This window comes from Streptomyces sp. SBT349, from assembly GCF_001083795.1.
Classification (GTDB): domain Bacteria; phylum Actinomycetota; class Actinomycetes; order Streptomycetales; family Streptomycetaceae; genus Streptomyces.
This window is the reverse complement of record NZ_LAVK01000139.1, coordinates 1-18075: the sequence shown is the minus strand read 5'-3', so window position 1 is coordinate 18075 and position 18075 is coordinate 1. Positions and strand designations below refer to the sequence as shown.

Annotated in this window: 14 protein-coding genes, 2 tRNA genes and 1 riboswitch; of the genes, 3 read left to right on the top strand and 13 right to left on the bottom strand. The window is 73.2% G+C overall.

The annotated features are described in order from the left end of the window. Positions 1 to 285 precede the first annotated feature (285 nt). A tRNA-Leu gene (locus ADY01_RS18450) sits at positions 286 to 367 on the bottom strand. Positions 368 to 778: 411 nt separating this feature from the next. Between ADY01_RS18450 and ADY01_RS18445 the strand changes: the two genes are divergently transcribed. Both ADY01_RS18445 and ADY01_RS18440 read left to right on the top strand, forming a co-directional pair. Then, complete coding sequence (locus ADY01_RS18445) at positions 779 to 1558, top strand: ABC transporter ATP-binding protein (RefSeq protein WP_049574371.1); 780 nt, start codon at positions 779 to 781, stop codon at positions 1556 to 1558. Between the two features lie 82 nt (positions 1559 to 1640). Further along, positions 1641 to 4187, top strand: a complete 2547-nt coding sequence (locus tag ADY01_RS18440) for an ABC transporter permease (RefSeq protein WP_049574368.1) — start codon at positions 1641 to 1643, stop codon at positions 4185 to 4187. Between the two features lie 66 nt (positions 4188 to 4253). Here ADY01_RS18440 and ADY01_RS18435 read toward each other — a convergent pair whose 3' ends face one another. From ADY01_RS18435 to ADY01_RS18390, 10 genes are all read right to left on the bottom strand, one after another. After that, complete coding sequence (locus ADY01_RS18435) at positions 4254 to 5624, bottom strand: SAM-dependent methyltransferase (protein WP_049574365.1); 1371 nt, start codon at positions 5622 to 5624, stop codon at positions 4254 to 4256. A gap of 186 nt (positions 5625 to 5810) precedes the next feature. Beyond that, on the bottom strand, positions 5811 to 7247 hold the full coding sequence (locus ADY01_RS18430) for an NAD(P)/FAD-dependent oxidoreductase (RefSeq protein ID WP_049574363.1): 1437 nt from the start codon (positions 7245 to 7247) through the stop codon (positions 5811 to 5813). A gap of 302 nt (positions 7248 to 7549) precedes the next feature. After that, on the bottom strand, positions 7550 to 8491 hold the full coding sequence (locus ADY01_RS18425) for a Ppx/GppA phosphatase family protein (protein ID WP_049574360.1): 942 nt from the start codon (positions 8489 to 8491) through the stop codon (positions 7550 to 7552). After that, positions 8488 to 9042, bottom strand: a complete 555-nt coding sequence (locus ADY01_RS18420) for a DUF501 domain-containing protein (RefSeq protein WP_234320297.1) — start codon at positions 9040 to 9042, stop codon at positions 8488 to 8490. The genes ADY01_RS18425 and ADY01_RS18420 overlap by 4 nt, the downstream gene beginning before the upstream one ends. An 87-nt stretch (positions 9043 to 9129) precedes the next feature. Further along, positions 9130 to 9624, bottom strand: coding sequence for an FtsB family cell division protein (locus ADY01_RS18415; protein ID WP_049574355.1), 495 nt, complete (start codon positions 9622 to 9624; stop codon positions 9130 to 9132). 117 nt (positions 9625 to 9741) lie between these two features. Next, positions 9742 to 11022, bottom strand: a complete 1281-nt coding sequence (gene eno, locus ADY01_RS18410) for a phosphopyruvate hydratase (RefSeq protein ID WP_049574352.1) — start codon at positions 11020 to 11022, stop codon at positions 9742 to 9744. A 228-nt stretch (positions 11023 to 11250) separates the two neighbouring features. Then, positions 11251 to 11934 (bottom strand): transglycosylase family protein, encoded by a 684-nt coding sequence (locus ADY01_RS18405; RefSeq protein WP_049574349.1) that lies wholly within the window; start codon positions 11932 to 11934, stop codon positions 11251 to 11253. Positions 11935 to 11937: 3 nt separating this feature from the next. After that, positions 11938 to 12073, bottom strand: a riboswitch (cyclic di-AMP (ydaO/yuaA leader). A gap of 324 nt (positions 12074 to 12397) precedes the next feature. Next, positions 12398 to 13372: a transglycosylase family protein gene (locus ADY01_RS18400; RefSeq protein WP_049574346.1), complete on the bottom strand. Its 975-nt coding sequence runs from the start codon at positions 13370 to 13372 to the stop codon at positions 12398 to 12400. Between the two features lie 97 nt (positions 13373 to 13469). Next, positions 13470 to 14744 carry a cytochrome P450 family protein gene (locus tag ADY01_RS18395; protein WP_049574345.1) on the bottom strand — a complete coding sequence of 425 codons (1275 nt, stop codon included), beginning with the start codon at positions 14742 to 14744 and terminating at the stop codon, positions 13470 to 13472. Continuing rightward, on the bottom strand, positions 14737 to 16071 hold the full coding sequence (locus tag ADY01_RS18390) for a sensor histidine kinase (protein WP_049574342.1): 1335 nt from the start codon (positions 16069 to 16071) through the stop codon (positions 14737 to 14739). The genes ADY01_RS18395 and ADY01_RS18390 overlap by 8 nt, the downstream gene beginning before the upstream one ends. 144 nt (positions 16072 to 16215) lie before the next feature. On the opposite strand from ADY01_RS18390, the gene ADY01_RS18385 reads away from it, so the two are divergent. Continuing rightward, a tRNA-Gln gene (locus ADY01_RS18385) sits at positions 16216 to 16287 on the top strand. A 36-nt stretch (positions 16288 to 16323) separates the two neighbouring features. Here the strand turns inward: ADY01_RS18385 and ADY01_RS18380 are convergent. Beyond that, complete coding sequence (locus ADY01_RS18380) at positions 16324 to 17577, bottom strand: serine/threonine-protein kinase (protein ID WP_049574338.1); 1254 nt, start codon at positions 17575 to 17577, stop codon at positions 16324 to 16326. Continuing rightward, on the bottom strand, positions 17574 to 18075 hold a 502-nt coding region (locus ADY01_RS18375), incomplete at its 5' end, for a hypothetical protein (protein ID WP_049574335.1). The genes ADY01_RS18380 and ADY01_RS18375, both read right to left, overlap by 4 nt.

The window sequence follows — 18075 nt, the reverse complement described above, 5'->3', positions numbered from 1 at the left end:
CCGCCCACCCCCGCTCCGGGAGCACCCGCACGGGTGAGGGGGTGATGAGGAGTGTCGGGTCAGGGGTCCGTGCGAGCGGCGCATGTCCGCGTCTCAGCACATCCGTTCCCCCTGATGATCAGGGACCTGATCGGCCGTCGGGATGCGGCAGGAGGGTGAGTGCGGCTCTGTTCTCCGACGGTTTTCCGACGGTGTTCCGACGGTGTCCCCACGGTGTTCCCACGCCGTCAGCATGACCCTGGGCTCAGGGGCCGTTACCGCTGGTCAGAGACTTGGGGCTCTGGGTGCCCGGAGCCGGACTTGAACCGGCACGACCCGAAGGCCAGCGAGTTTTAAGCTCACCGTGTCTGCATTCCACCATCCGGGCACAGATCCCAAGCCGTACGCGGGCGCCTCCGCGCCAGTCTCGCCACCGAGCTTATCCGGCACGTTCGCCCGAACACCGGTGCGCCAGAAGGATGTTGTCCGATTTTATGAGCCACTGATGACCGGCCAGGACGGCACGGCCCCGGTCACAGGGGGGCTCCCTCGGTGGAACGTGAGCTTCCGCCGTTCGAGGAATGACGCAAATCAACCCTCCGCATCCACTTAGGTACTCAGGGATGTCCCTCCTCCCTGAGGAGGAGGCCAGGAGGCGTCGCGTACCTCTGAAGAACTCCACCGAACCCGCACCGGGAGGGATCCCACGGGGAGGCCGCCTGCCTCACGATGGAAGGGTTCCGGCCAGTGTCCGCACCGACGTCCCACCGCGGCGTCCCACGACGAGCAGGAGAGCACCGTGTCCACCTTCGCCGCTCCGCCCCCCGCCCACGCGACTGCCGCCGTGGCCGCCAGGGCAACGGACCTGACCAAGGTCTACGGAGAGGGCGAGACGAGAGTCGTGGCGCTCGACGGCGTCTCCGTCGAGTTCCGCCGGGCCGAGTACACCGCCATCATGGGCCCCTCCGGATCGGGCAAGTCCACGCTCATGCACTGCATGGCCGGGCTGGACACGGTCTCGGGCGGCTCGGCGCGCATCGGCGACACCGAGTTGACGAACCTCAGCGACAAGAGGCTCACCCAGCTCCGCCGGGACCGCGTGGGGTTCGTCTTCCAGACGTTCAACCTGCTGCCCACGCTCAACGCCCTGGAGAACATCCGCCTCCCCATGGACATCGCGGGCCGCAAGCCCGACCCGGCGTGGCTGGAGCAGGTGATCGCGACCGTCGGCCTGGCCGACCGGCTCAAGCACCGGCCCGCGCAGCTCTCCGGCGGCCAGCAGCAGCGCGTCGCCGTGGCGCGCGCGCTGGCGGGCAAGCCCGAGATCATCTTCGGCGACGAGCCCACGGGGAACCTGGACTCGCGCGCCGGCGCCGAGATCCTCGGCTTCCTGCGGAACTCGGTGCGGGAGCTGGGCCAGACCGTCGTCATGGTCACCCATGACCCGGTGGCCGCCTCCTACGCGGAGCGCGTCATATTCCTCGCCGACGGCCGGATCGTCGACGACATGCCGGACCCGACGGCCGAGTCCGTGCTGGAGCACATGAAGCGCTACGACGCCAAGGGGCGCACCAGCTAGTCGCGCACCACCCCGACGCACCCCCACACCACCACCCGGCCCGTTCGCCGGTTTCACCTCTCCGACCCTAGGTGCTGCTCCCATGCTCAGAACCGCCCTGCGCAACGTGCTCGCGCACAAGGCCAGGCTCTTCATGACCACCCTCGCGGTGCTGCTCGGCGTGGCGTTCGTCGCCGGCACGCTGGTCTTCACCGCGACCATCTCCGAGGCGTTCCAGCGCAGTTCCGAGAAGGGGCTCGACCACGTCGACCTCGCCATCCAGCCGGACGAGGACAGCGAGGCGGCCGAGGAGACCCCGGGTGGGGCGGACAACCTCGGCCAGGACCTCCTGGACCGGGTCGCCGCCCTGCCCGGCGCCGCCCACACCACCGGCAGCGTCTCCGGGTTCGCCGCGCTCGCCGACAAGGAGGGCGACCTCGTCGGCGACGGCTTCGCCACCAACGGCGCCAACTACGACGCGGGCCCCGGCGGCACGGACGAGGACCGGCGGTACCCGCTGGCGGAGGGCCGCGCCCCCGAGCGCGCGGGCGAGATCGCGCTCGACGCCACCACGGCGGACCGCACCGGGTACCGGGTCGGCGACACCGCGCGGGTCTCGGTCGACGGGCCGGTCCGCGAGGAGACGATCACCGGCGTCTTCACCACCGAGGACGGGAACGTGGCGGCCGGCGGCACCCTCGTGCTGTTCGACACGGCCACCGCACAGGAGCTGTTCACCGCGCCGGGCGAGTACACGCAGATCACGGTCGAGGCCGAAGGGGGCACGACCCAGGAGGAGTTGAGGGAGGCGGCGGCGCCGCTGGTGCCCGAGGACGCCGAGGCGATCACCGGTATCCAGCTCGCCGAGGACCAGGCCGCCGGCATCGAGGCCGCCACCAGCGGGATGCGCACGGCGCTGCTGGCGTTCGCCGGGATCGCGCTCTTCGTCGGCATCTTCATCATCGCCAACACCTTCACCATGCTGGTCGCCCAGCGCACCAAGGAGCTGGCCCTGCTGCGCGCGGTCGGCGCCAGCCGCCGCCAGGTGACGCGCTCGGTCCTGATCGAGGCGCTGGTGGTCGGCACCGTCGCCGGCCTCACCGGGCTCGCCGCGGGCATCGGCATCGCCGCCGGGCTGCGCGGGCTGATGAGCTCCATCGACGTGACCATCCCCGCCGGACCGCTGGTCATCGCCGCCGACGCGGTCATCGCCTCGCTCGTCGTCGGCGTCGGCGTGACCATGCTGGCCGCGTACCTGCCCGCCAGGCGCGCCGCGAAGATCCCGCCGGTGGCGGCGATGAGCAGCATCCACGCCCCGGCCACCACCCGGAGCCTCCTCGTGCGGAACAGCATCGGCGCCGTCTTCGCGGCCGGGGGCACGGCCCTGGTGATCGCCGGCACCGGGGCGGGCGACAAGGGCGCGACCATGGGCCTGGGCGCCACGCTGCTGGTGATCGGCGTCTTCGTCCTCACCCCGCTGCTCTCCCGCCCGGTCATCGCCCTGGCGCGGCCGCTGCTGCGGGTGTTCGGCGTCTCGGGCAAGCTCGCCCGGCTGAACGCGGTGCGCAACCCGCGGCGGACCGCCGCCACCGCCTCGGCGCTGATGATCGGGCTGACGCTGATCACCGGCATGACCGTGATCGCCGACTCGATGTCCAAGGCGATCGAGAAGATGGCCAGCGAGTCGCTCCGTTCCGACTATGTCGTCTCCATGGCGAACTTCTCGCCGCTCTCGCCCGAGGTGGAGCAGACCCTCGCCCAGCAGCCCGAGGTCACCGCCCTCTCCGGCCTGCGGCTCTCCCCGGCGCTGTTCGAGGGCGAGGAGGACACCCAGGTCCTCACCGGCGTCGACGGCGAGTCCATAGCCGACCTGACCCGCCTGGACTTCTCCGGCGGCTCCTTCGACGACCTGAACGGCACCAACGCGGTGGTCGACACCGACACGGCCGAGGACTTCGGCTGGGCTCTGGGCGACTCGTTCACGACGACCTACGAGGACGGCACCACCGAGGAGCTGACCGTCTCGGGGCTCTACGAGGGCAACGAGATGATCAACGGCGTCATGATGGACGCCGCGACGCTCGACCCCCACATGGAGCGGGTCGAGAGCGTGCAGGTGATGCTGCGCGTGGCCGACGGCGCCGGCGAGGCGGCCAAGTCGCACCTGGAGGAGGTCCTCGGCGACAACCCGGCGATCCTCGTCCAGGACAAGGAGGACATCTCCGAGGACATCGCCTTCGTCTTCACCCTCCTGCTGAACATGCTGTACGGGCTGCTGGCGATGGCCGTCATCGTGGCGGTGCTCGGCGTCATCAACACCCTGGCGATGTCCGTGTTCGAACGCAGGCAGGAGATCGGCATGCTGCGCGCGATCGGTCTCGACCGCCGCGCGACCAAGCGGATGGTGCGTCTGGAGTCGATCGTGATCGCGCTCTTCGGCGGGGTGCTCGGTGTCGGCCTCGGGGTGTTCTTCGGCTGGGCCGTGGGCCAGCTGATCAGCGAGTACCTGACCACCTACGAACTGGTGCTGCCCTGGGGCAGGATGGGGATCTTCCTGCTCCTGGCCGGTCTGGTCGGCGTGCTGGCCGCGCTGTGGCCCGCCCGCCGCGCCGCCAGGCTCAACATGCTGGACGCGATCAAGGCGGACTGAGGCCGCCGCCGCGCGTCGGGCCCCGGGCGGGGATCGCCTCCGCCCGGGGCCCGTCCGTCCTTCTCCTCAGGCCGTTCGGTCCGGCCCGGCGCTCCCGGCCGTCCCCGCGGTCTCGGTCCAGGCCCGGGGGCGCAGGGGCAGTCCCGATCCGCCGCCGGGACGGGGGCGGACGGCGAGGATCTGGTTGACGCCGATGCGGCCGTGCTCGAACGAGAGCGCGGAGGCGGCCATGTAGAGGCGCCAGACCCGGGCCCGGCCGGGGCTCGTCAGCCGGACGGCGTCGGCCCAGCGGCTCTCCAGGTTCCGCACCCACTGGCGCAGCGTCAGCGCGTAGTGCTCGCGCAGCGACTCGACGTCCCTGACCTCGAACCCGGCGCGTTCCAGCAGGGAGACGGTGCGGCCGACCGGGGCCAGCTCGCCGTCGGGGAAGACATAGGCGTCGATGAACGGGTCGGGCCGGTAGCTCTTCCCCGGCGGGTTGGGGCGGCGCGCGATCTGGTGGTTGAGCAGCCGCCCGCCGGGCCGCAGCAGCCCGAAGAGCTGGTCGGCGTACTCGCGGTACCGCGCGGCCCCCACGTGCTCGGCCATGCCGACCGACGAGATGGCGTCGAACGGGCCGTCCCCCGTCTCGCGGTAGTCCTGCACCCGGATCTCGACGCGGTCCTCCAGGCGCTCCTTGGCCACCCGTTCCCTCGCATAGGCCGCCTGCTCGGCGGAGAGCGTGATCCCCACGGCGCGCACCCCGTAGTGACGCGCCGCATGGAGCGCCAACGAGCCCCATCCGCACCCCACATCGAGAAGCCGCTCCCCCTCCGCGAGCCCCAGCTTCCGGCAGATCAGGTCGATCTTGGCGATCTGCGCCTCGTCGAGGCCCTCGGCCCTCCGGCCCCCCTCGGCTGCCTCGCCGCTCTCGCCGCCCTCGCCGCCCTCGCCGCCCTCGCCCCACAGCGCGCAGGAGTAGACCATGGACGGGCCGAGGATCATCTCGTAGAACTCGTTGCCCACGTCGTAGTGGTGGCTGATGGCCTGCCGGTCGCGGCGCAGCGAGTGGAGCGGGCCGCCTCGGCGGCGCACCTCCTCGGGCGGCACGGGCGGCGGCACGGGGAGCTGCGGCCCCGACAGCTGGATCAGCTCCCGCCCGGCGGCGAGCGCCTGCCGCGCGGGGGTGGCGCGTTCGGCCTGAAGGGGCTCCAGCATCCGGTCGAGCGCCGCGTAGAGGTCTCCCTCCACATCGATCTCACCCGCCACCCACGCGCGGGCGAGCCCCAGCTCGCCCGGCCGGAACAGCACCCGGCGCAGCGCCCGCCGGTGCCGCACGACGATGACGGGCCCGTCGGGCGGGCCGCTCTCGCTGCCGTCCCAGGCGCGGAGCCTGACGGGCAGAGCGGATCCCAGAAATCGCTCGGCGATCGCGGCAAGCCGAGGGGCGACGGCCATGCGGACACACCTCCAGAAATGAGGACAGGTCGTCCCGACCAACCTTGGCACTCAGGTAGGTCCGAACACCGCCAACCACCCATCCATTCCAGGTGTGAATCAAGGCGGCAAACAGGTGAAACCGGGGAACGGCGAGAGGGGCGGGTGGCCGTTCGGCCATCCGCCCCTCCGCCCGGTCGGCTCCGGTCAGCCCGCCGCCGCCTTCTCCTTCTCCTGTGCCCGCCCGCCCCGCTCGGCGGGCTCGGCGGCCTGCCCGGCGGGCTCGGCCCGGGTCACGGCCGCGGCCGTGACGGGCGCGGCGGCCTCGTAGAACTCCTCGCGCGGACGCTCCATCGCGCCGAGCGCCACGACCTCGCGCTTGAGGAAGAGGGCGAGCGTCCAGTCGGCGAAGACGCGGATCTTGCGGTTCCAGGTGGGGACCGCCATGCCGTGGTACCCGCGGTGCAGGTACCAGCCGATCCGGCCGCGGAAGCGGAGGGTCAGCCCGCCGACCTTGATCATGGCCACGCCCTTGCGCAGCCCGAGCCCGGCCACCGCGCCGAGGCTGGCGTGCTTGTACTCCTTCTGCGGGAAGCCGCGCAGGCCCGCGATGACGTTGTCACCGAGGAGCTTGGCCTGCCGCAGCGCGTGCTGGGCGTTGGGCGGGCACCAGGCGTTCTCCTCGCCGGCGGCGCGCGCCGCCAGGTCGGGGACCTGGGCGTTGTCGCCGGCGGACCACATGGAGTCGCTGCCCCTGATCTGGAGCGTGGGCAGGGTGTCCACGTGCCCGCGCGGGCCGAGCGGCAGGCCGTAACGGGCCAGCGCCGGGTTGGGCTTGACGCCCGCCGTCCAGACGATGGTGTGGGAGTCGGCGGTGACCCCGTTGCTCAGCTCGACATGGCCGCCGACGCAGGAGACCAGGGAGGTCTTCAGGTGGACCTCGATGCCGCGCTTCCGGAGGTGTTCGAGGCCCCACTCGCCGAGCTTCGGCCCGACCTCGGGCAGGATCTTGTCGGCGACGTCGACGAGCACGAACCGCATGTCCTCGCGCGTGATGCTCGGGTAGTACCTGGCGGCGTCACGCGCCATGTCCTCGACCTCGCCGATGGTCTCCGCGCCGGCGAAGCCGCCGCCCACGAAGACGAAGGTCAGCGCCCGGCGGCGGATCTCCTCGTCGGTGGTGGAGTCGGCCTTGTCCAGCTGCTCCAGCACGTGGTTGCGCAGGCCGATCGCCTCCTCGACGCCCTTCATGCCGATGCCCTGCTCGGCGAGCCCGGGGATGGGGAAGGTGCGGGAGACGGCGCCGAGGGCGACGACGAGGTAGTCGAAGGGGACTTCGTAGGGCTGGCCGACCAGCGGGGACACGGCGGCGACCCGCCGGTCCTGGTCGATGGAGGTGACCCTGCCGGTCAGCACCTCCGCGTGGGGGAGCACGCGCCGCAGCGGCACCACGACGTGCCGGGGGGAGATGCTTCCGGCCGCCGCCTCGGGCAGGAACGGCTGGTAGGTCATGTACGAGCGCGGGTCGACGACGGTGACGGTTGCCTCGCCGTAGCGCATCTTCTTCAGGATGCGGCGGGCCGCGTACAAACCGACGTACCCGCCACCAACGACGAGAATTCGGGGACGCTCCGTGGTGCTCATATCGTCGAGTATCCACCCCTCTCCGGCCCCCGCTCGTGAGGGGGTTCACAAGCTTGCGGCGGTGTTCTGCTATACTCCCCGGCCCTCGCGCGAGCCCGAGGGCATTTCGCCGCAACGGCGCAGGTGAGGGCGGGGGTCTCCGGATCGGGCGCGGTCACCCGGCGCCCGCCGGGCGGGGCGGGGGCGACATCCGGGCGCCCGGCGGGCCCGTGAGGCGCCCGTGGGGCCCCTCCAGGGGCGCCATCATGTGAAAAACTTCACGAAGTCCGTCGGCCGGGCGTGGCCCGGGGCCTCCCGCCGGGTCAGCGGGTGGCGGCGATGGTGTACACGATGCCGTCGAGGATGTCGTGCTCGCTCACCACGACCTCCTCCGCCCCCGTCCGTTCCATCACCTTCCGCAGCACCAGCGCCCCCGCGCCGATCACGTCCGTGCGGCCGGGGTGCATGACCGGGATCGCCGCCCGTTCCGCGTGGGGGGCGGCCAGCAGGGCGTCGCTGATCTCCCGCACGCGCGGCAGCGGGACGCGGGAGTGGTGGATCGCCGAGGAGTCGTACGCGGGAAGGTCGAGGGCGATGCCCGCCACCGTGGTGACCGAGCCCGCCAGCCCGACCAGGGTGTGGGTCTCGGTCAGCGGCACCCGTTCCCCCGCGAGGTCGAGCGCCGCGTCGATGTCGGCCGCCATCGCGGCGATCTGCCCGGCCGTCGGCGGGTCGGACAGGCCGTGGCGCTCGGTGAGGCGGACGCAGCCGATGTCCACGCTGCGGGCGGCCCGCACCGCGTCCTCGCCGAGCACGAACTCCGTCGAGCCGCCCCCGATGTCGAGCACGAGATAGGGCGGCGGAACGCCGGGGCGCCCGACGAGGTCGCGGGTGGCGCCGAGGAACGACAGGTGCGCCTCCTCGTCGCCGGTGATCACCTCGGGGGTGATGCCGAGGATGTCCTTGATCCCGCGCGTGAAGTCGTCGCGGTTCTCCGCGTCGCGCGAGGCCGACGTGGCCACGAAACGCACCCGGTCGGGGCCGATGCCGTGGTCACCGATGGCCGCGGCGTAGGTGCGGCAGGCGGCGAAGGTGCGTTCCAGCGCGTCGGGCGCCAGGCGGCCGGTGCGGTCGACGCCCTGGCCGAGGCGGACGATCTCCATCCGCCGGTCCAGGTCGGTCAGCCGCCCGGTCTCCGGGTCCGCGTCGGCGATCAGCAGGCGGATCGAGTTGGTGCCGCAGTCGATCGCGGCGGCGCGTGTCATTCCGTCGTCCCCTCTCCCTCGTGTCCCTCGCGTCTTCCACGTTCCTCGCGTCCCCCGGGTTCCTCCGAGGGGCGCACGCAGGGGCCTTTGCGCCACCACTCGGGCAGCATCGCCAGCGCCTCGTCGCCCAGCGGGTTGACGCCGGGGCCCGCGGCCAGCGCGTGGGCGACCAGCACGTGCAGGCACTTGACCCGGTCGGGCATGCCGCCCGCGCTGGGGAAGCCGGGCAGCGGGCCGATCGCGTCGCGGCGGGCCAGGTAGTCCTCGTGGGCGGCGCGGTAGGCGGCGGCCAGCTCCGGGTCCCCGCCCAGCCTGGCCGTCATCTCCCTCATGACGCCGTCCGCCTCCAGGGTGCCGATGGCGGAGGCCGCGCGCGGGCAGGTCAGGTAGTACGTGGTGGGGAACGGCGTGCCGTCCGGCAGGCGCGGAACCGTCTCGACCACGTCCGGATTGCCGCACGGGCAACGGTGCGCGACGGCGCGCAGGCCACGCGGCGGACGGCCGAGCTGTGCCTCGACGGCCGCCGCGTCCCGCGGAGTTGGGATGTCCACAAGCAGTGCTTTCTATCGCTTCGTCGTCGCTTCGTCCGGGCGGTCAACGGCCGGACGGGCCCGCCGCGTCGCCCCTCCGCGGGCCGTCTACCGCCCGGAGGGCCGGTCCGCCGCGTCGATGCCGTTCCACAGATTCTCGTACCAGGGGCGCGCGACCAGGCCGCTCCGGGTGGAGAGGGGGTCGTCGCCGTCGGCCTCGGCCGCACCGGGGAGGACATAGCCGATCTCGCCCGGCCGCACGAAGTTCAGCCGCTCACGGGCCTGCTGCTCCACGAAGCCGGGGTCCTGCCAGCGGGCCTTGGCGTCCCGCAGCTGCTCGACCCGCTCCCGTTCCTCCTCGGCCTGGCGCCGCAGGTCGTCGACGTCGGCGCGCTGCTGGACGTACTGCCGCAGCGGGTAGGCGAGGGCGACGATCAACGAGCAGACGACGAGGGCGAGGACGGCGGCACGGCCGGTGAGGCGGCTGCGGCGCGGCGGCCTGCGCAGCCGCTTGCTCTGTGCCCGGTAGACCCGGGCGGCGGCCTGCTCGCCAAGTGCCCTGATCCTGGTGGCGGTGGAGAAACGGTCCCGGTCCGCGGCCACGGCGCCTCCTGTTCGCCCGCCCGTGTGCCTGTCCCCGCCACCGTACGGGACGGATGGCGGGGACGGGGGATTCTTCGGCGAAGGCCCGCGGCCGGTCGGCCGGCCGACGGACCGCCGTCAGTCGCGGTAGCGCGGGAAGGCGCTGCGCCCGGCGTAGACGGCCGCGTCGTCGAGGATCTCCTCGATGCGCATCAGCTGGTTGTACTTGGCGACGCGCTCGGAGCGGGCCGGGGCGCCGGTCTTGATCTGACCGCAGTTGGTGGCGACGGCGAGGTCGGCGATGGTGACGTCCTCGGTCTCGCCGGAGCGGTGGGACATCATGCACTTGAACCCGTTGCGCTGGGCGAGCTCGACCGCGTCCAGGGTCTCGGTGAGGGAGCCGATCTGGTTGACCTTCACCAGCAGCGCGTTGGCGGCGGCGCTGTCGATGCCGCGCTGGAGCCGCTCGGGGTTGGTGACGAACAGGTCGTCGCCGACGATCTGGACCTTCGCGCCGAGCTGGGCGGTGACGGCCTGCCAGCCGTCCCAGTCCTCCTCGCTCAGCGGGTCCTCGATGGAGACCAGCGGGTACGCGTCGACCAGCTCGGCGTAGTAGGAGGAGAGCTCCTCGGCGGAGAGGGACTTGCCCTCCAGGGTGTACACGCCGTTCGAGTAGAACTCGGTGGCGGCGACGTCCAGGGCGAGCGCGATGTCCTGGCCGGGGGTGTAGCCGGCCTTCTGGATGGCCTCGACGATCAGGTCGAGCGCGTCGCGGTTGGACGCCAGGTTCGGCGCGAAGCCGCCCTCGTCGCCGAGGCCGGTGCCGAGGCCGCGCTCCTTGAGCACCTTCTTGAGGGTGTGGTAGGTCTCGGCGCCCCAGCGGACGGCCTCGGAGAAGGACTCCGCGCCGATCGGGGCGATCATGAACTCCTGGATGTCCACGTTGGAGTCGGCGTGCGCGCCGCCGTTCAGGATGTTCATCATCGGGACCGGCAGCAGGTGCGCGTTCGGGCCGCCGAGGTAGCGGAAGAGCGGCAGGTCGCGGGACTCGGAGGCCGCGTGGGCCACGGCGAGCGAGACGCCGAGGATGGCGTTGGCGCCGAGCGAGGACTTGTCGGCGGTGGCGTCCAGGTCGAACATCGCCTGGTCGATGAGGCGCTGCTCGGTGGCGTCGTAGCCGACCAGCTCGGGGCCGATCTGCTCGATGACCGCGAGCACCGCCTTCTCCACGCCCTTGCCGAGGTAACGGTCCTGGTCGCCGTCGCGCAGCTCCAGCGCCTCGAACGCCCCGGTGGAGGCCCCGGAGGGCACCGCGGCGCGGCCGGTGCTGCCGTCGTCGAGGCCGACCTCGACCTCGACCGTGGGATTGCCGCGCGAGTCGAGGATCTCGCGGGCGACGACGACGTCGATGGACGGCACGAGGTTCTCCTTAGGTCCAGACGGTTCTTCCGTGGGCGTCTTCAGCCCTCTGAGCCTAACCGCCCCGGGGACCCGGGCGTGCGCAGGGCCGTGGCCGCGCGCGGGAAACCGCCCCGAAGCCGCAGCTCAGCGGCGGTCCGGGGCGGCCCCATCTTTTTGTTTACAAGGTGAAGAAAACCGGGCGGGGAGCTCCCCGCCCGGTGACGGGGGGTCAGCGCGGCGGTGACCTCAGACGGTGAGCTCCTGGCCCGGGAGGATCAGGTCGGGGTCCTCGCCGACGACGCCGGCGTTCTCGGCGTAGAGCTGCTGCCAGGTGGTGCCGTGCTCGTCGGCGATGGCGGAGAGCGTGTCGCCCGCCTCGACCGTGTAGCCCTCCCCGGTGGAGCCCGTGGATCCGGTGGGCGCCTCCTCGGTGGGCTCGGGCGCCGGAGCGGGCTCGGGCGCGGGCTCCGGCTCGGGCGCCGGAGCGGGCTCCGGCTCGGGAGCGGGCTCGGACTCGGCGGCGCTGCCGGTGTCCACGTCGGCGGCCGGGCCGCCCGAGGTCAGTCCGGCCTGCGGCCCGCAGACCGGCCAGGCGCCGGGGCCCTGCATGCCGAGCAGCTGCTCGGCCGCCGCGATCTGCTGCTCCTTGGTGGCCTGGTCGGCGCGCTCGGCGTACTGGCCGCCGCCCGCCGCCTCCCAGCTGGACTGGGAGAACTGGAGGCCGCCGTAGTAGCCGTTGCCGGTGTTGATGGACCAGTCGCCGCCGGACTCGCACTGGGCGACGGCGTCCCAGGTGTCGACGGAGGCGGCGCTCGCGCCGGTGGCGCTCAGGAAGGGGATGGCGACGGCGGCGCCGGTGACGGTGGCGGCCGCGGCGATCCGGGTCGGCTTGGAGGGTCGGCGGTGACGTCCCTTGCCCGTGAACAGCATGTCGTTCCTTCTCACCGACGCCTGCGAGGTGAGCTGTCGGGTTCGGGCCTGGTGAGTTGCCCGGCCCAGGGGCCGTGTGGCCCCGGGGCTTCACCCCTAGCCGCCCGGGACGGTGTGTCCCGTTCGGCATCCGTGGCCCGGTGCGTGTGCGCCGGGCCGCGGCCTGGGTCCCCCGCTCCTGCCTGCGGTGGTGCGCGATGGTGGTCCCCGAGACCGGCGGCAGGATTCGGCGTTGCGGCCTCGGCGCCCGACGAGGCGCCGGGCGGAGGGACACTAAACACACGTCTGCTAACGATTCAAGAACGATGAAGATCGTCGGCGCGGCGGGGCTTGACGCGCGGGGAAAGGCATCGGCGCAGGTCAGCGAGGGCCGGGACAGGGCGCACAAGTCGGACACTCGCGGAACGAAGGGAGATGATGGTCACACTTGTCCGACCATGAAGTTGCTGTGGCGAACGGGAACCTAACGTCCCGTAACGGTCAAGTCGAGCTTCTGACCCGGGAGTATGTAGTCCGGATCATCACCAATGACCGATTCATTCGTGGTGTAGAGCGCGGGCCAGCCGCCCGGAACCCCGTACTCCACCGCGATGGCGGACAACGTGTCCCCCCGGCGGACCTCATGGCGCTCGGCATGGCGACCGGCGCCGCCCTCGCCCGCGCGGTCCGCGTCGGACGGGTCGGGGTCGCCGCGGTGCCGGCCGTTGCCCGAGCCCTCGGATCGGTCGGCTCTGCCGGTCTCGTCCGGGCGCACGGACGGATCGGCCTCCTCGCCCTCGTCCTCGGGGCGGTCGTCCGCCGAGCCCTCGGTCGGCTCCTCGGAGGGGGAGGGGGACTCCGAGGGGGACGGCGACTCGGAGGGCGTGCGCGGCTCCTCGCGCTCCCCCGCGTCCGCCCCGGCCTCGCCCGTGGGCTCGTCGGTCGGTTCCCCGCCGGTGGAGTCCGGGCTCTCCTCCGGCTCGGGGGTGGGCTCCGCCGACTCCTCGGGGCCGCCGATCTCCTCCTCCGCCTGGGCCTCCTCGGCCTCCTCGGCGCGGTCGGGGTCGTCGCGCTCCTCACGGAACTCGGGCCACAGGCCCGAGAGCACGCCGCACGAGGGGAACGCCTCCTTCCCCTGGTCGGCGAGGATCCGCTCGGCCACGGCGATCTGCTGGCCCCGGCTGGCGAGGTCGGGCCTGCCCGCGAACTCCAGGCCGCCGTACTCCTGCCACATGCCCATGGTGAGCTGGAGGCCGCCGAAGTACCCGTTGCCGGTGTTGGCGCTCCACAGCCCGCCGCTCTCGCACTCGGCGGCCCTGTCCCACGTCTCCTCCCCGACGGCCTGCGCCGGGCCTCCGCTCAGCAGCGGCAGGGCTATGCCCGCGCCCGTGACGCCGGCAGCGACGATAAAGGCCGGAGCCTGTCGCGGACGACGATGACGACCAGTCCCGGAGCGCATCTGATGGGCCTCCCATGCGAACAGTGATGCGGTTGAGGGGGAACCTAGCCCGCCCCACACACGATCACAAGCCGATCCCACCCAGATCACATGGAGATCACACCCGTGACGTGCCGTCACCTTCCGGGCTGAACTGCACGGGCAGCGATCGCAGCCCGCGCATGATGAGCCCGCCCCGCCACCTCAGCCGCGCGGGATCCGCGTCCAACCGGACGTCAGAAAGCCTGCGCAGCAACGTCTCCAGCGCCGCGCGGCCCTCCAGCCTGGCCAGGGGCGCGCCCAGGCAGTAGTGGATGCCGTGCCCGAAGCCCAGATGGGGATTGTCGACACGGCCGAGGTCGAGCGTGTCCGGGTGTGCGAACCGCGCCGGATCGCGGTCGGCGGCGGCGAGCACCACGAGCACGGGGTCGCCGGGGGCCACCCGCTGCCCGCCGAGCGTCAGCGGCTCGGTCGCGAACCGCCAGGTCGCCAGCTCCACCGGGCCGTCGTAGCGCAGCAGTTCCTCCACCGCCCCCTCCAGCAGCGCGCCGTCGCCCTCCGCCGCGGCCCGCCGCAGCCGGTCGAGCTGGGCCGGGTGGCGCAGGAGGGCGAGCATGCCGTTGCCGATGAGGTTGACCGTGGTCTCGAACCCGGCGAACAGCAGGATGAACGCCATCGCCGCGGCCTCCTCCTCCGTCAGGTGCTCGCCGTGGTCGGACGCCCGGATGAGCCCCGAGATCAGGTCGTCGCCCAGCGCCTCGCGCTTGCGGTGGATCAACTCGACCAGGTAGCCGCGCATCCGCTTCACCGCGCGGCCGACGCCGCCGCGCTTCCCCGCGGTGTGCAACATCATCCCGGCCCAGTCGCGGAAGTCGTCCTGGTCCTCGGCGGGGACGCCGAGCATGTCGCAGATCGCGTAGACGGGGAGCGGGAACGCGAACTCGTCGATCAGGTCGGCCCGTCCGCGCGCGGCGAACCCGTCCACGAGCCGGTCGGCCAGCGCCCGCACGCGCGGCTCGAAGGCGGCCACCCGGCGCGGGGTGAACGCCTTGGCCACCAGGCGCCGCAGCCGGGTGTGGTCGGGCGGGTCGATGTTCAGCAGGTGGGTCATGACGTTCGCGCCGCGCTCCCCCGGGATGCCGACGCGGCCCGAGGCGTGGTCGGCGGCCCGGTGGAGGCCCGGGTTCTTGCTCAGCCGCGGGTCGGCCAGCGCGCGCCTGGCGTCCGCGTGACGGGTGACCAGCCAGGCCGCGACGCCGCTCGGCAGCACCGCGCGGTGCACGGGCGCGTTCTCCCGCAGCCAGGCGTACGCCGGGTAGGGGTCGGCGGCGAAGCCCTCGCCGAAGAGGACGGGGGCACCGGGAGGCGGCTCGGTCGCGCGGGACTCAGCCATGCGCGGGCCGCTGGTCCGGGATCACCGCCGAGACCCGGAAGCCGCCCGCGTCCGTGGGGCCGGAGACGAAGCCTCCCCCCAGCGCGGTCACGCGCTCCTTCATGCCGACCAGGCCGTTGCCGCCGCTGGGCAGCCGCGCGCCGCCCCCGCCGTCGGGCGCCTCGTTCTGCACGAGGACCGCCACCTCGCCCTCGCGGTGGGCGAGCCGCACCTGCGCCGAGGCGCCCGCGGCGTGCTTGTGCACGTTGGTCAGCGCCTCCTGCACCACCCGGTACGCGGTGGACTCGACCTGCTCCGCGTAGTCCCGGGGCTCGCCCTCCACGGAGAGGTCCACGGACATCCCGGCGGCCCGCGACTGGTCGACCAGCGCGGCCAGCTGGGTCAGCGAGGGGCCGCCGTCCTCGGCCGCGGCCCCCGCGGCGCCCGCCGCCCGGAGCCTCGCCCCGGACCGCGCGGACGCGGCGATCTCCGCGAGCCGCGTCGGGGCGTCCTGCCGCGTGCCGTTGTCGCCGGTGCGGAGCACGCCCAGCATGGTGCGCAGCTCGGTCAGGGCCTGGCGGCCCATGTCGCCGATCAGCACGGCGTTCCTCGCGGCCTTCTCGGGGTCCTTGGCGCTCACGGCCTGCAACGCCGCCGCGTGGACCACCATCAGGCTCACCCGGTGCGCGACCACGTCGTGCATCTCGCGGGCGATGCGCCGCCGCTCCTCGCCGCGCGCCCACTCGGCGCGCTCCTCGGCGCGCTCGGCGAGCAGCGAGAGCTCGCGCTCCAGGCCGTGCGCCCGGTCGCGCAGCGTCTCGACCAGGCGCCGCCGCGCGCGCACGTACATGCCGAGCAGCACGGGCGGAACGACGGAGGCGACGCCGAACAGGACGGAGACCAGTGGCGGGAACCAGACGGGGAGGGACTGCTCCTGGAGGTCGGGGTCCCCGTTGATCAGCAGGAAGACGACGATGATCGTGCCGACGCCCTCCATGGCGGCCAGGGTGCCGATGACGCGGCGCGGGGCCTCGGTGGTCGCCAGGGTGTAGAGGCCGACCAGCGCCATCGCCGCGCCCATGCTGGCGGGGAGGAGGGCGACGGAGACCAGGATCACGGCGAGCGGCCAGCGGCGCCTGACGATCAGGGTGAGCCCGGCCACCGCGGCGGGGATCACCACCAGCCACACGGGCAGCCCGGTCCGGGCGGCGAACCCGATGCCCTGGCCCACGCACTCGCCCGCCGAGGCCAGGGCCAGGCCGCCGTCGAGCAGCACGCTGCGGCGCCGCGTCCACCACAGCAGCTCAAACCCCCGCTCCGCCGTCGCAGACGCCCCCGTCCCATTCATATGGACCAGACTACGGGCGCGATCCTCCGCTTTTCAGGCCGGTACCGCTCCGCTATACCGTCGCACCGGCGGGCGGTGGCCTGGCATAGTGTGGGGTGCCGGTCGGAGACCTGGCCTCCCAGCCCGTTTCCGCCTGATGCGCAATCCCCTGTGGTGTAATTGGCAGCACATACGACTTTGACTCGTATTGTCCAGGTTCGAGTCCTGGCGGGGGAGCCTCGTCCCGGCCCCCGGCTCCGCGCCGGAGCCGCCTCAGGTCGCGTGGCCGAGCTGCCTCAGGCAGAGCTGCTCGTCCGCCCTCAGTTGCAGGACGACGGCGTCGTAGGGGCCCCGTTCCAGGGTGAACTCGTGGGCCAGGCGCTGGATCTCGGGAAGCGCCTGCGGGTAGTGGCCGATGTCCATGAGCGTGGCCGCGTACTGCTTGCGCAGGCTGCGGACGATGGGGGACGCCTCGCCGTAGCGGGCGGAGGCGAGCGGCAGGGTGCGGCTGAGCAGGTCGGCGACCTGCGGGTACTGGCCGAGCGCGAGCAGGTGCTTGACCTCCTGGAGGGCGGCGGCCAAGTCGGGCTCGGCGGGCCTGGCGGGCGGCCAGGGCGCCATCGGGTGGCGCAGCGGCCGGGTGGGGTCCATGGGCGCCGAGGCTCCGGCCGGGCCGGTGGGCAGCAGCGGGGTGAGCGCCTCGAACAGCTGGTGGGCGTCGGCGGGCCGGTCCTTCGGCGCGCGGGAGAGCAGCCGGTGGATGAGCGCGGCGAGCTGCTGCGGGGCGTCGGGGCGCAGGGTGTGCAGGGGAACGGGGTTCTCGTGCAGCTTCTTGTAGAGGAGCCCGGCGGCGTTGGGCGCGGTGAACGGGGCGCGCGCGGTGAGCAGTTCGTAGCCGATGGCGCCCAGCGCGTAGAGGTCGGCGGCCGGGCCCACGGGCGGGTCGCCGACGGCCTGTTCGGGGGCCATGTAGACGGGGGTGCCCAGCAGGGTGCCGGTGCGGGTGAGGCGGGTGTCCTCGCCGTCGCCGCGGACGGCGGCGATGCCCAGGTCGAGGATGGTGACGCGGCCGTCGGGGCGGATCATGACGTTGCCCGGCTTGAGGTCGCGGTGGACGATGCGCACGGCGTGGACGGCGGCGAGGGCCGAGCAGAGCTGGGCGAGGACGGCGACGGCCCAGGGCCAGGGGTACGGGTCGTGCTCGGCGAGGTGGTCGCCGAGGTCGCAGCCCTCGACGATCTGCATGACGAGGAACAGCTCCTCGCCCTCCTGCCCGGCGTCGTGGACGGCGACGAGGCCCGGGTGGTCGATGCGGGCGGTGACGCGGCACTCGCGCAGGAAGCGGCGGCGCAGCTCCTCGGGGTCGGTGGTGCCGGAGAGGGAGGCGAGCCGGTCGGCGTGCAGGAGCTTGACGGCGATGCGGCGCCCCCCGAGGGCCAGGTCGTTCCCGGCCCAGACCTCGCCCATGCCGCCCTTGCCGAGCGGCTCGGCCAGCTCGTAGCGCCCGGCGAGCAGCCGCCCGCTCACCTGTCCTCCTGCTTGCGCAGCAGCTCGCCCAGCTCATCGAGCTCGGAGGCGACCTGGCGCATGCGGGGCGAGGTGGCGGGCGGTCCCGGGAGGCTCGGCGGTCCCGGCGGCCCCGGGAGGCCGTGCTGCCGAGGGGCGGGAACGGGCGGCGCGGCCCGGTCGCGCGGGGTGTCGTCGGCGATGGCCGAGTGGATGGTGGCGCCGATGAGGAAGAGGAGGAGATAGAGGCCGACGTACGCGCCGTTGGGGCCGTCGGTGTCCACCGCGATGAGGAACAGGACCTCGCAGGTCGTCAGCGAGACGTACAGGCCGAGGACCGCCCAGTCCAGCGGGCGCCGGCGCAGCACCCCGACGCGCAGCGCCGGAACCCAGGCGAGCAGGCCGAGCGAGAAGATGGGGAAGAGCGCGAAGAGGGACCGGACGACCAGCGTCCTGCCGCGCGCGCCGGGCCGGGGGGCCGGCTGGTGGGGCGCCGGGTGGTGGGGCGCCGGGTGGTGG